Raw genomic sequence first — 13,154 nt, forward strand, 5'->3', positions numbered from 1 at the left:
ATTCCTTTAATCCGTGGATAAACGGTATTTTGAACTATTTGTAATTAATGGGATAAAAACCCTCCGATTAAGAAAAACTGTAAAAGTATAAATTCAGCTACCATCAAGTGAAGAAAACACTTTTATAGAGGAGGAATTCAGGTGGATAACGATACTCAACGTACAGGTGGTCCAAATGATCGGCGTTTTTCTAAACAGGACGAAGGTGAGAAAACATTAACCACTCGCCAAGGTCATCCTGTTCGTAACAATCAAAATATAAGAACGGTAGGAAATAGAGGGCCCGCTACCTTAGAGAATTATGATTTTATCGAAAAAATATCTCATTTTGACAGAGAGCGCGTACCTGAACGAGTTGTTCATGCTCGTGGAAGCGGAGCTCATGGATACTTCGAAACATATGGGAAGGTCGGCGAGGAACCGATTGAAAAGTATACGCGGGCTAAGGTGTTTTCAGGCGCTGGAAAGAAAACCCCTGTCCTCGTAAGGTTTTCAACGGTAACCCACCCGGCCGGTTCTCCTGAAACACTTCGAGACCCAAGAGGATTTGCGGTGAAATTTTATACTGAAGATGGCAACTGGGATCTAGTCGGGAATAACTTAAAAGTATTTTTTATTCGTGATGCTATGAAGTTCCCTGATCTAATTCATTCGTTTAAGCCTGATCCAGTGACGAACATTCAAGATAGCGAACGAATCTTTGATTTTATTAGTGGTACTCCAGAAGCTATGCACATGATTACTTTCCTATTTTCTCCATGGGGAATACCGGCTAACTACCGTCAAATGCAAGGTTCTGGAGTGAACACGTATCGTTGGGTAAATAAGGAAGGAAAAGGAACCTTAATTAAATATCACTGGGAGCCGCTTCAAGGAATTAAAAACTTAACGCAAAAAGAAGCGAATGCCATTCAAGCGGAGAACTTTAACCATGCGACTCAGGATTTATTTGAAGCCATTGATAAAGGCGAATATCCTGAATGGGAGCTTTGTGTGCAAATGATGGAAGATCATGAGCATCCAGAGCTTGATTTTGATCCATTGGATGATACAAAAATTTGGCCGGAAGATCAGTTTCCTTTCTTAAAAGTAGGGAAAATGGTACTAAACAAAAATCCAGACCATCACTACAACGAAATCGAACAGGCGGCGTTTGGAACAGGAGTCCTTGTTGATGGCCTTGATTTTTCTGATGATAAAATGCTTCAAGGGCGAACATTCTCCTATTCGGACACGCAGCGTTATCGCATCGGTGCCAACTATTTACAATTACCTGTGAATGCTCCTAAAAAGCATGCAGCGACGAACCAAGAAGGCGGGCAAATGTCATATTCCGTGGACAGACCTAAAGGTGTGAACCCACACGTGAATTATGAACCGTCCACCTTAAATGGTTTGGAAGAATCAAAACACGAAGTGAACCATCATCAACCCTACGCTGAAGGAAAGCTGATCAAAGAAACGATTGATCGAGAAAACAATTTCAAGCAGGCAGGAGAGAGGTATCGCCTTCACGAAGATTGGGAGCGAGAAGATCTAATCATGAATCTAGTCAATTCGTTAAAGCCGTGCCAGCCTCATATTCAGCACAAAATGATTCACTTATTTTCCAAATGCGATGAAGATTATGGAAAGCGGGTAGCTGAAGGATTAGGCAAAACAATAGAAGAAGCAAATTCTGCAATGAGCGAGGAATTCGCTGATGAAATCACTCCTGCAAAAGGGAAGCTCCCTAAAAATGGCGGGTCTCCTATTGGAAATACAGGAGCTTCAGATGCCGTAGAGGAAGCGCAAGAAAAGGGGCATGACGCACAACCATATTAAATAGAAAAAGCAGCGGGAGCGCCCGCTGCTTTTTCTTTATTTACCGATCCCGCCATCTCCTGGATCATGTGACTGTACCGATACTACTGCTCCAATTCCGCCATTGCCAGGATCCTTCTTAGCTTCACTTGAGCTTTCCGCGGAAAGAGAAATCATGAACCCTAGTACAAGTAAAAGACTTACGATCCACTTTCTCATTCATTTCCCTCCTCAGTAAAATTAGTTAAGTCGCTTTAAGTAAAGTTGCGGCAGCATTGCAAAAAATAGATCACCGTTCTCTTGAAGAAACCTTTGATGAGCATGACGAAGTATTTTGGAATTCTGAGTGGCTAAACCTAAATAGCTTTCTTGAAACGGTGTTAATGTTGGCAAACTAGTTAATATCGCACGAGCCTTGTCCCATTCGTTTTCAGCAAGGGCAATATGTGCAGTTTCCACTAAGTCAGAGGTTGTCATGTTCTCTGTACGCTGATGAAAGGCGGCTATAAATGGAATGGTATTATTCTTTAAAATTTTGGTCATTGAAGAAAAATCATGGGTTTCAGCGATTTTCAGTGCTTGGTCAGCGTGATACATTGAAGAGTCATAATCTTCAAAAACATAAGTAAGTGATAGATTATGATGCATCGAGCTTAATTTTCGAGGCGCGATGACTTTACTAATGTATTTATATGCATATTTTCTAGCTAGAATAAGGTTATTCGTTTTCCAGTAATGGTGAAAAGATAATTCATCAAATCGGAGGTTCATGTAGTAATAGAATAAAGGTTCTCTCACGGCAAGCAGATGAACACAACAAAGATCTATGTATTTATCTAAAGCCGTATACATTTTTAAATCGTAGTACATATAAATCATAATAAATAAATGCAGACATTTAAGAGAGGGGTGCCTGAAGATAAGAGATTCAAACTCTTTTAACTCATGGAGGGAAAAAGCTTTTTCCCTCCTCTTTATTAACTTTTCATATAAAAAAGAAGGTTCTGCATGATTGTCTTTGGTATGGAGGATAGTTTCTAGGTCATTGATGTAATCATTCATATATAAAAATTCAAAACAAGCCAATTGATCATCGATCGTTTGGAACGAGGTCTCAATGCAGTAGTCTTTCGTGAGCTCGGCTGCTCTTTCATTGGAGTGTGATTTTAAGAAGAAGTGGTAACGTTCATATACTTTAGAGGGTTGACTCATTTGAAATTGAAGGAGGTGGACAGGTTCGATAAGAGTATGACTATTCATTTAGACACCTCGACTTTCCTGGATTTAACATTAATTATATACATTATTGTAGAAAAGCAAAAGAGATTTTACATAATTATCTTAATTTTTACAAAACAAAAAGAGAGAATACAAAAAAAGACACACCATCAAAAGTGTGTCTAGACGTATTTGCTCAATTTCTTTTCATATTCCAGAGGAAGTCTTGCAAAGAAAGAGTCATTGAGTTCATATTTGAAACGATGATGAGCGTGTAATAGTAGTTCTTTATTTAAGGTGGCGATCCCTAAATAAGTCTCTTGGAAGGGAGTGAGTTCATCAAGTGCAGCCAGGTGTTCTGTTGCTTTATCAAAGTTTTCCTCTGCGATGGCAATGTGAGCCATTTCAACCGGGTCAGGACTTGTGATGCCTTCTGTTTTTTGATGAAACGCACAAATAAATGGAATGGTGTGGTGTTCAATAGAAGCGACGGCGAAGACTAAATTATTTTTCTTAGCGATCGATAGAGCAGTTTGTGCATATCCGTAGGAGGCTTCGAAGCTATCAAACACATGACTTAATGCTAAATGGTGATTCATCTTGCAAAGCTGATTCGGTGAGATCACTTTATTAATGAACTTATACGCATATTTTCTTGCTAATAAAGTATGGTTCATTTTCCAGTAATGGTGAAAGGTAATTTCATCCAAACGCAGCTTCATAAAATAGTGAAACAGCGGCTCATTGATCTTATGAACAGCCTGATTGCATAAATCCATATACTTATCAAAACCAGCATATTGCTTTAAATCATAGTACCCATAAACGATCGTGAAATAATGCAAGCATTGAATCGAGGGATGGGTAAAGGTGAGAGATTCTAACCAGCGTAACTCCTGATGAGTTAAGAGTTTTTCCTTGCGAGAGATAAGGACATGGTAAAGAGAGGTTGCTTCATACGTGAAATGAGGAGAGTGAATCAATGCTTTTACTTCATCATGATAATCGTTCATATACAAAAACTCTAAACGGGCTAGTTGTTCCTCTAATGATATTGGAACTGTTTTTAAGCAAAATTCTTTCGTAAGCTGAGTAGCTTTGTCTTTTGGATGCATTTTTAATAGATGGTGGTAGGTTTGATAGATGTTGGAAATGGTATTCATTTGAATTTCCATGATAGGACTTGGTTCTATTAAGTTATGACACCCCATTTGTGGCTCCTCCATCTCTATGGTTTTTATTTTATTATATACTATCCATTTGGAAAATAAAGAGAAACGTTTACCAGCGGGAGTATTATGGCTTATATAATAAAAGGGCGTCAGTATCAACTGACGCCCTGATATTGTCTATTATTCTGTGATACCTACTTTGTTTAACCCATCTTCAGTTGCAACAGCTTCTTCGCTTCCTTCTCCATAAATGTCTTCAGCTGATTGAATCAATACTTCTCGGGCGTGACTAAAATCAGAATCTGGCGTTAAATAGATATTTAGGGCCCGGTAATAGATTTGACCTAGCTTTTCTTTTCCAATTTGTTCGCCCGTAATGTAAGCCGCATGATTAATGATTGAGGAATTAATATGAACTCCACCATTATCTAGATTAAGAGGGAGGTCATAATATTCATCCATGTGAGACGGATACATGCCGCTGCCATCTCCATAAGGAGTATAAGTGTCTCCTACAGGATATTTGCTCGGATCGCTCAAGCTTCTAAGAGAGGTTCTTCCCGAAGCTTTAGCTTCTTCGGCCATGATATCTTCGCCAATTTCCCAATCATCTTCGTCAACTAACGCCCCAAAGATATCAGAAAAAGCTTCATTAAGAGCACCTGATTGATTGCGGTACTTTAATCCTGCTGTATGAGTAGTTACACCATGAGCCATTTCATGGGCAGCCACGTCCAGTCCTGCGGATAATGGAATGAAAAATTCTCCGTCACCATCTCCATAAGTCATTTCTGACCCGTTCCAGAAGGCATTGTTGTATTCTTCTCCGAAATGAACGTTCGACACGATTTGCATTCCTTCTCCATCAATTGAATTGCGGTCGTGTTCCTCAAGGAAGTATTCATAGACTTTTTCTGAATTATAGTGAGCGTCTACAGCAGGACGATCATAGTCTTCTCTGAAGGATGCACGATGGGAATTAAATATTTCCTTAGAGTCAAAATCCCACTCATTTTTTACGTCATATGTGTAAATGCCTTTTAAATCCTCATGGGAGTTGTCATATAAGTAGAAATTTGTACCTTTTTCGTTTTCTTTATCATTTTTATGGGTGATATGTAATTGACGCTCATCACCTAACACACCGAGTCCCGCTCCTTTTGAAGATTTATAATCTTCAGCATGCATAATGGCATTGTACTGATCCACAACCTCTCCTGACTTAGCGTCAACATAAATAAACCAGTTTCCAGGTTCTTCCCCTAAGAAGTTTACGTTTACTTTATAAGCAAGGTGGTTGTTGTCATTAAAAGGATAAATGACAAGTTCTGATGTGGGAGCTTCCTCCAACTTGTCTGGTGCCTCTACTGCTGCTTTTGCAACATGAATGCTCTCCTCTTTAGACAACGAAGCTTTTGTATCTATCTCCTCATCTTCAACGGATTGACTGAACTGGCCATTTACAGCTTGTACGTTGTTATTTTTGTCATAATGAACGGTTACTTCATGACCTTCTACAGGAATGCCATTTTTTTGTTGTTTCATTTCTACATGAGTTAATCCTAGTTTGTCTTTTGATACCTTTGCGGAACTTAGACTCTGTTCGGGTAAGTCAATGTTATACTTCTCTTTATTGTTTTTAAGGTGGGCTTTAGCCGAATTTTCGTTTGCAGAAGAAGCTTGAGTTTTTTTCACTTGCTTTTCTTTCACAAAGAAAGGCTTATTGTCGTTCGATTGGCTGGAGTTATTAGCAGCAGCTTCGGTATTTGCTTGAGGACTCACCGCTTGTGTTTGTAAGGGTGCAATGTTTCCTATGAATAATGCAGACGATAAAACAGCGATGGGCAAAACATATTTTTTCTTCAAAATATTTTTCCTCCTTTAAAAGACTACATCCAATTATAGAAAAATATAGAAGATATACCCAGAGTCAATCGAACTGTTTGAAATATTCAAAAAAATTGTCAATTTATTGGTTTCGTATGAAAAATTTCACAGAAATTATCTGAATTCATGCCATAAAAAAGCAAATGTCTTTCACGGGTTAACAAATATTGGTTATAAAGTACTGTGAATATCCATGGAATTAATTGAAAGCGGTTTATTTGGAAAATAAAAGAGGTATTTGAATATAGTATTTGTTTTTACATACTTAAACAAATTAAGGAGGAAAGAAGGATGGCAAACGAAAATAAGAAGAATGAACAATTAGAGCAGTTTAGAACGGATGATCGTGAAAAGAAAATGACGACGAATCATGGAACAAAGGTGTCAGAAGATGAATTTTCCTTAAAAGCTGGAGAACGCGGACCGACATTAATGGAAGATTTTCATTTTAGAGAGAAAATGACTCACTTTGATCATGAGCGAATCCCCGAACGAATTGTACATGCTCGTGGTTTTGCCGCTCATGGGGAGTTTGAGCTTTATGAATCTATGAAAGAGTATACAAAAGCCGGATTCTTGCAAGATCCTTCAGTGAAAACGCCCGTCTTTGTTCGTTTTTCTACTGTTGCAGGTAATAAAGGTTCAGCAGAAGCAGTCCGAGATGCTCGGGGTTTTGCGACAAAGTTTTACACAGAAGAGGGGAACTATGATCTAGTAGGAAATAACATTCAGGTTTTCTTCATTCAAGATGCGCTTAAATTCCCGGATCTCGTACATGCGGTGAAACCTGAACCGCATAATGAAATGCCGCAGGCTGCCTCCGCTCATGATACGTTCTGGGATTTTGTAGCGAACAATCAGGAGTCTGCGCATATGGTTATGTGGACAATGTCTGACCGTGCCATCCCGCGCAGTTTTAGAATGATGGAAGGGTTCGGGGTTCATACATTCCGTTTCGTAAACGACCGTGGGGAAGCCCACTTTGTAAAATTTCATTGGAAACCTGTGCTTGGTACACACTCGCTCGTATGGGATGAAGCTCAGAAAATTAACGGAAAGGATCCTGATTTCCATCGCGGGGATTTGTACGAATCGATTGAAGCGGGGGATTATCCAGAATATGAGCTAGGTGTACAAATCATTAAAGAAGATGAGGAGTATAACTTCGACTTTGATATTCTTGATCCTACGAAGCTATGGCCAGAAGAAGATGTTCCCGTTAAAATCATTGGGAAGATGACGCTGAACAGAAACGTCGATAATGTATTTGCTGAAACGGAACAGGTAGCTTTCCACCCGGGAAATGTGGTTCCAGGTATTGATTTCTCTAATGATCCGCTCCTGCAAGGACGTTTGTTTTCTTATACAGATACTCAGCTCATTCGACTCGGGGGGCCAAACTTCCACGAGCTTCCGATCAACCGGCCAGTTTGTCCATTTCACAATAATCAACGGGATGGCTATAGCCGCATGACGATTAACAAAGGGCCCGTCAGCTATCATAAAAATTCATTGGCTGACAATACACCGGAACCTGCAAGTGAAGAAGAGGGAGGATTCACTCATTATCAAGAGAAAGTAGAAGGTCGAAAAGTAAGGGCGAGAAGCGAGAGCTTTAAAGACCATTTTTCTCAAGCTGCCTTATTTTGGAACAGTATGAGTGATGCTGAGAAACAGCATATTATTCAAGCCTTTAGCTTTGAATTAGGAAAAGTGAAAGATCCTTCTGTGCAGCAGCAGGTTGTGGACATGTATGCCAATGTCAGCTTGGAGTTGGCGCAAGGATTTGCGGAAAACATTGGATGTGACATCCCTCAAAGCGGAGGATCTGACGTGACTAAAACTTCTCCTGCTCTTAGTCAGGAGAATTCTCCTAAGAAACCGGATACGAGAACAGTAGCTGTACTAGTTGCCAATGGATTCGACGGCTCAGAAGTCAGCTCCATTATTTCTGCGCTTAAAGACAGAGGAGCTCAGCCGGAAATTGTGAGTGAAAAGCTAGGCACTATAAAAGGGTCTGATGGGGCAGAGTTACAAGCAGATCATACGTTCTTAACGGGAGAATCTGTTTTATTTGATTCCATTTATGCGGTAGGCGGTGACGAGGTAAGTGAGCAGTTTCATAAGGATTCCTTGTATTTTATTCAGGAAGCCTTCTCCCACTGTAAGCCGATCGGTGCAACACATGAGGGGAAGAAATGGCTCGAAGAAGTCAGTATCTCTTCTAGTCCAGGGGTCGTGCATGGAGATGATGTGAAAAAATTTGTAAATGAATTTATTGAGGCGATTGCTAAACATCGTCATTGGGATCGTCAGCTTGTATAAAAGAGAAGAGGCTGGGACATAAGTGAAGTAGAGATGTCAAAAAACGACCATTCGTATAACCGCAGAACATTAGCGTAGTCAAAATACCGCAATAGTGGAGCAGCTCTATTGCAGCAAGGGAGCATAAGGGTACCAGGTACCGAAAAGCTGTAAAATAGCGAAGTGCCAAGTGTGAATTTCGGTACCTGGTACCCGGTGCGCAAGAGGAAGCTGAGGCCGTGCCCAAGGAAAACGAAGTATTTTGACGGAGCGATGTGTAATTACTCTTTAACATAAAAATCCGAACTGATTTCTACAGAATCGTTCGGATTTTTATGCTTTATTCAGTTTTGTCCCATCCTGTATTTCGATAGCACCTAGTTTGTCTCCTAAAAGAAGCAGCGACTGGTTTATGCGCCAAATATAGTAGACATGATGCACAAGATCAATGTAATGCTGATGTTCGAGAGGTGCTCCTCTCTCGATGAGTTCTCTTTCCCTTTTTAATGAAAATAGTTCCTTTGAAGCGGCTTCTCCATTTAGCAATTGTTTGACTGTTGTAAGGTTATGGCCAAGTTTTTCTTCGAGAACAGGGAAAACGTCTTGTACTTCTTTAGGGAAGCCTATGTTTTTCTGATAAGAAGAGGCTACCAGGTGATCGGCGTAGTAATTCATTGCCGTGAAAATGGTGACCCACTCTGGCAGTTCAGAGTGACGACGTGTACCGGGATGCTTCATCACGGGTTCTGCTTCATCTAGAATAATTTGTAGTTTCTCATCGAGTGTGAACGCCTGGTCGGTCAGGGCTTTTACATCAGTGGTTTCTGTGAAACTGCGAATGTAAGGGGTAAGGTAATTTTTAAGTTCGTCGAGATAATCTGTAAAGGTTTCATAAACTTTATCTCGTGTTTTCGTAGGAAATAGGAACGAGGAAACGAGTAAAGCAATTCCAGCCCCTGCAATGGTATCGATAACCCGGGCACCCAGCAGCTCAAAGCTAATTCCCCCTAATAATAAATCATACATAAAGGCAATCAGCATGGTAATAAATAGGCTCATCATCATATAGGAGACCGTTAACAAGTAGAAAGCAAAGAACACGACGGCAAATAATAGAAATATTTCAATTTCAGAATGACCGGACACTGTTTTTGCTAAAAAAAAGCCGATAATAGCCCCAATGATCGTTCCGATCGAACGTTGAAGTCCTTTTAAATAAATGCGACCAACTGATTGAGTACCGAGTAAAACAATAAAGGAAGTGAGGACGACCCAGTAAGGCTGAATCGGTGAAATGACGTATCCGACAACAATTGAAATAGATCCTGCTACTAAAGCTTGAAATGCCTTTTTAGTCGTTGGCTCAAGACCTTTTATTTTCTCTTCTTCTTCGGTTAGAGGTTGCTCTTCTTTCGTGTCCTTATCCAAACGATCAGGTGATTCTTCGTTTTTAATCCGTTGAATCGATAAGGCTGCATGAGTGACATGGTGAGCGATCGATTCAATTCGACGAAGTAAGTACAATCGACCTTCTGGCTCACCCTGCTGTTTAAATAAGTCGTTAATCTTGCTTCTTAATTCGTCGGTAGCCAGCTGGGCCTCTGTTAAGTTTCTTTCTTCATAGTTCACCGCTAGGACATCGGCTTTCTGCAGCGAGGCGATTACATGAACAAGCAATGTCCGCAAACCATTAGGCTCGAGAGCTTCATCTCTTTTTAGTTGAGCAAGCGAATCAGCAAGAGTAGCAACGAACATAGCTGTATCAAATACGTAAAGCTTCACTTGAGAAGAAGAGAGACCTGGCCACAATTCCTTTATATCGTGTGTGTTTAAGTCGGTGGACACATGCCCGGCGTAATCGCGGAGAATTTTAACGTTTGCTGTTAATCGTTTGCTGCGGTTCTCATCAATCTCCTCGTCCTCCAGCATATCGATAAGCAGCTGGAATGTGAGATTTGCTTGTCTATGAAAAGAATACATGCTTCTTTTTAAAAGTTGAACGGTTCCTTTAAAAATGATGAAGTTATAGAGGTAAGCAAAACTAATTCCAATAAGAATCGCCAAATAAAACCAAAGAAATTGTTGAGGCGGCAGTTGTAAAAACGAAGCAAAATAAACGGTTAGAAAAGCAATCATACCCAGGGAGAAGTAACGGCTTCCGAATTTAGAAAAATAGAATGCACTAAATATAATGGCAATCATTAAAGACGAGACAAAAACTACATTCCATGCTAAGAGTGATCCGAAGGTGACTCCACCAATAGCGGATACACTGAGCAGAAGCGTCGTTCCTTTTTTTAGTTCAGTCGTTTCATCATTAACTACTAGAATTCCCAGCATGCCTGCAATTCCCCCCATTATAGCGGGGGTAAGTTCTGGACCGTTAGCTACATTTAGGATGATAAGGACAGTAAACACAGAGGACATCAGGCTGATAGTTGCTTTACCAGCTTGGTGAAGTCTTTTTCGTCCTGGATCCGAAGCGAGTAATCGGTTTAACCAGTAATTAAATGGGGGTTGTGAATGTTTCAATAGTAAATCAACCTTTTTTTTGTAAGTAACGTAATATTTTATCATAGTTTCCTTGGAAGCAGGAAGAAACTTTTCTAGCTTAGGAAAAAACTTTATCTGTCACGCCTTGGAATTCGTAGTATAGTGGGGTGAAGCATGAATTTAAGAAATTTGGTGATAAAGTGACACGTATGTACATATTGCTCCTCTTCGTTATGATGGTGTGGGGATTTAATGTTTCTGCCATTAAAGTGCTGGTGACGAATATTGATCCGATTTTGTTAACATCGGTTCGAATATTTGCAGCAGGGTTAGGTGTGTTAGTGATCATGCATTTTATGAAAATACTGCGATGGCCAACTAAAAAGGAAACGCTTCTTATTTTTTATATTGCCATATTCAATGTAATTGTTCACCATGCTTTTATGGCGCTCGGTTTAAGGCTTACATCAGGTGTAAACACTGGACTCATCGTTGGATTAGGACCGCTTTTAACAATGGTGCTTTCTACGATTCTATTAAGCAAGCATGTGACGATTTTTAAAAGCTTAGGCTTCTTACTTGGATTTGCCGGTGTAATTGTTACAACGCTCGTCGGATCTGGCGGATTGACGGGGGTCTCTATTGGTGATCTACTCGTCTTTATTTCAATTGCGGCACAGGCGTTCAGCTTTATTTTAATTAGCAAATTAAATCCCGATTTAGATCCGCGGCTGCTGACAGGATATATGCTTGTCCTTGGTTCCGTGTTTATTTTTTTACTTAGCTTAGTTGTGGAATCGAATCCAGGCCAAATTATTCGGCTGTTTGATGCAGAACTAGGGGCAGTGTTCTTGTTTAGTGCATTACTTTGTACAGCGTTTGGACATATGGTTTACAATTTTGCCATAAGGCAGGTAGGTCCAGCGGAATCGGCTATTTTTATTAACTTTAACACTTTTTTTGCTTTGCTGGGTGCCGCGTTGTTCCTGGGAGAGTCTATTAGATGGTACCACTTATCAGGTTTAGTGCTGATCGTGTGCGGAGTTCTCATTGGTACAGGTGCCGTGGAATATATGGTGCAGCGAAGACGCAGCCAAACAGTTGAACATTAAATGAGGCTCGTGCGCACCGGGTACCAGGTACTGAAATTCCCACTTGGCACTTCGCTTTTTTCAGCCTTTCGGTACCTGGTATCCTTATGCAGTTTTTTATCGTTCGTTTTTTTGACATCAAGGCTTTACTTATGTTCCAGCTTAATTTTTATCTCTTAAATATACGTTTAATCTATCAACGCTTGCTCAGCTGCTTGCTGTACTTCGGATAAGCTTTTTCCCATGCTTGATTCAACTGCAGCTACATAAGCACCTTCTAATAGGGGAGCATTCGCAATTTCTATATCATCAAACTCGCTCATTTCAACCGCGACTTCAGCATTCATCATTGCACTTCCAAGGTCGTAGATGATAAGTACCCCACTATCAGTGTGAGCCCGGTCAATGGCGGATTGGATTTTTTCAATACTGGTACCGATGCCTCCTTGATCTGTCCCTCCGGCTAATTCAACAGGTACGTCATTTGCGACTTGGTTGAGAATGTCTTTAATCCCTTCGACCACTTTTGGACTATGAGAGATAAGTACAATTCCTACTGATTTCACTGCTTATTCGCCTCCTTTGACTGTTTCGGCCAAGGACTCAAATAAGTAAAAAGAGGAAACGGATCCTGGGTCGAGGTGGCCGATCGAACGATCACCAAGATAAGAAGCGCGTCCTTTTGTTGCTTTCATATCTTTCGTTTTTTCCATAGCCGTTTGAGCGGTTTGAACTAAGTCCTCAGGGTTGAAACTGTTCGTAAATGTTTCAATAACCGGAGACCAAACATCGACTAACGTTTTTTCTCCTTCATCTGATTTTCCTCGTTGTTTCATTCCGGCTAGTGCTTCTTCTAATCCAGATTTAAAACTTTCCTGATCGACAGAGTCTTTCCCTTTAAGTGATGTTGATAATTTTAGAAAAGCTGTACCGTATAGAGGACCTGCTGCGCCGCCGACTTTACTCATCAAAGTCATCGCTACATCCTTTAATGCATCAGACACAGTTTCATAATCTGCCCCGTCAATTTTTTGAACGACTTCATTAAACCCTCTTGCCATATTGATTCCGTGGTCACCGTCGCCAACAGCCTGGTCGAGTGATGTTAAATATTCTTTGTTGCTTTGCAGTCGTTCATTTGTTTTATTCATCCAAGTGATCACATCTTGTACGTGAAGTTCCACAT

10 protein-coding genes are annotated in these 13,154 nt (G+C 40.4%); 3 read left to right on the forward strand and 7 right to left on the reverse strand.

The annotated features are described in order from the left end of the window. The first annotated feature begins 141 nt into the window (after positions 1-141). Positions 142-1,824: a catalase gene (locus IEV27_RS15950; RefSeq protein WP_188378496.1), complete on the forward strand. Its 1,683-nt coding sequence runs from the start codon at positions 142-144 to the stop codon at positions 1,822-1,824. A gap of 36 nt (positions 1,825-1,860) precedes the next feature. Here the strand turns inward: IEV27_RS15950 and IEV27_RS15955 are convergent, their stop codons facing one another. The 4 genes from IEV27_RS15955 to IEV27_RS15970 form a co-directional block, all read right to left on the reverse strand. After that, positions 1,861-2,022 (reverse strand): hypothetical protein, encoded by a 162-nt coding sequence (locus IEV27_RS15955; protein WP_188378497.1) that lies wholly within the window; start codon positions 2,020-2,022, stop codon positions 1,861-1,863. Between the two features lie 21 nt (positions 2,023-2,043). Beyond that, positions 2,044-3,063: an AimR family lysis-lysogeny pheromone receptor gene (locus IEV27_RS15960; RefSeq protein ID WP_188378498.1), complete on the reverse strand. Its 1,020-nt coding sequence runs from the start codon at positions 3,061-3,063 to the stop codon at positions 2,044-2,046. Positions 3,064-3,203: 140 nt separating this feature from the next. Continuing rightward, the gene (locus IEV27_RS15965; RefSeq protein WP_188378499.1) at positions 3,204-4,232 is read right to left on the reverse strand and encodes an AimR family lysis-lysogeny pheromone receptor; all 1,029 of its coding nucleotides are present in this window, start codon (positions 4,230-4,232) and stop codon (positions 3,204-3,206) included. A gap of 141 nt (positions 4,233-4,373) precedes the next feature. After that, entirely contained in the window at positions 4,374-6,059 is a 1,686-nt protein-coding gene (locus IEV27_RS15970; RefSeq protein WP_188378500.1) for a M4 family metallopeptidase, read from the reverse strand. Positions 6,060-6,371: 312 nt separating this feature from the next. On the opposite strand from IEV27_RS15970, the gene IEV27_RS15975 reads away from it, so the two are divergent. Next, positions 6,372-8,405, forward strand: a complete 2,034-nt coding sequence (locus IEV27_RS15975; RefSeq protein WP_188378501.1) for a catalase — start codon at positions 6,372-6,374, stop codon at positions 8,403-8,405. 312 nt (positions 8,406-8,717) lie between these two features. Here IEV27_RS15975 and IEV27_RS15980 read toward each other — a convergent pair whose 3' ends face one another. After that, entirely contained in the window at positions 8,718-10,916 is a 2,199-nt protein-coding gene (locus IEV27_RS15980) for an FUSC family protein (protein WP_229735390.1), read from the reverse strand. Positions 10,917-11,086: 170 nt separating this feature from the next. Between IEV27_RS15980 and IEV27_RS15985 the strand changes: the two genes are divergently transcribed. Further along, positions 11,087-11,989 carry a DMT family transporter gene (locus IEV27_RS15985; RefSeq protein WP_229735391.1) on the forward strand — a complete coding sequence of 301 codons (903 nt, stop codon included), beginning with the start codon at positions 11,087-11,089 and terminating at the stop codon, positions 11,987-11,989. A gap of 167 nt (positions 11,990-12,156) precedes the next feature. Here the strand turns inward: IEV27_RS15985 and dhaM are convergent, their stop codons facing one another. Further along, a complete protein-coding gene (gene dhaM / locus IEV27_RS15990; protein WP_188378503.1) occupies positions 12,157-12,534 on the reverse strand; it encodes a dihydroxyacetone kinase phosphoryl donor subunit DhaM in 378 nt (125 codons plus the stop codon). 3 nt (positions 12,535-12,537) lie between these two features. Next, positions 12,538-13,152 carry a dihydroxyacetone kinase subunit DhaL gene (gene dhaL, locus IEV27_RS15995; protein WP_188378504.1) on the reverse strand — a complete coding sequence of 205 codons (615 nt, stop codon included), beginning with the start codon at positions 13,150-13,152 and terminating at the stop codon, positions 12,538-12,540. Between the last annotated feature and the right edge of the window lie 2 nt (positions 13,153-13,154).

Source organism: Halobacillus andaensis (assembly GCF_014636475.1).
GTDB lineage: Bacteria > Bacillota > Bacilli > Bacillales > Halobacillaceae > Halobacillus_A > Halobacillus_A andaensis.

Bases quoted from the DNA above. Each gene is read 5' to 3' on its own strand.
- IEV27_RS15960 (WP_188378498.1), bottom strand. From the start codon at position 3,063: ATGAATAGTCATACTCTTATCGAACCTGTCCACCTCCTTCAATTTCAA.
- IEV27_RS15975 (WP_188378501.1), top strand. From the start codon at position 6,372: ATGGCAAACGAAAATAAGAAGAATGAACAATTAGAGCAGTTTAGAACG.
- IEV27_RS15955 (WP_188378497.1), bottom strand. From the start codon at position 2,022: ATGAGAAAGTGGATCGTAAGTCTTTTACTTGTACTAGGGTTCATGATT.
- IEV27_RS15985 (WP_229735391.1), top strand. From the start codon at position 11,087: ATGTACATATTGCTCCTCTTCGTTATGATGGTGTGGGGATTTAATGTT.
- IEV27_RS15965 (WP_188378499.1), bottom strand. From the start codon at position 4,232: ATGGGGTGTCATAACTTAATAGAACCAAGTCCTATCATGGAAATTCAA.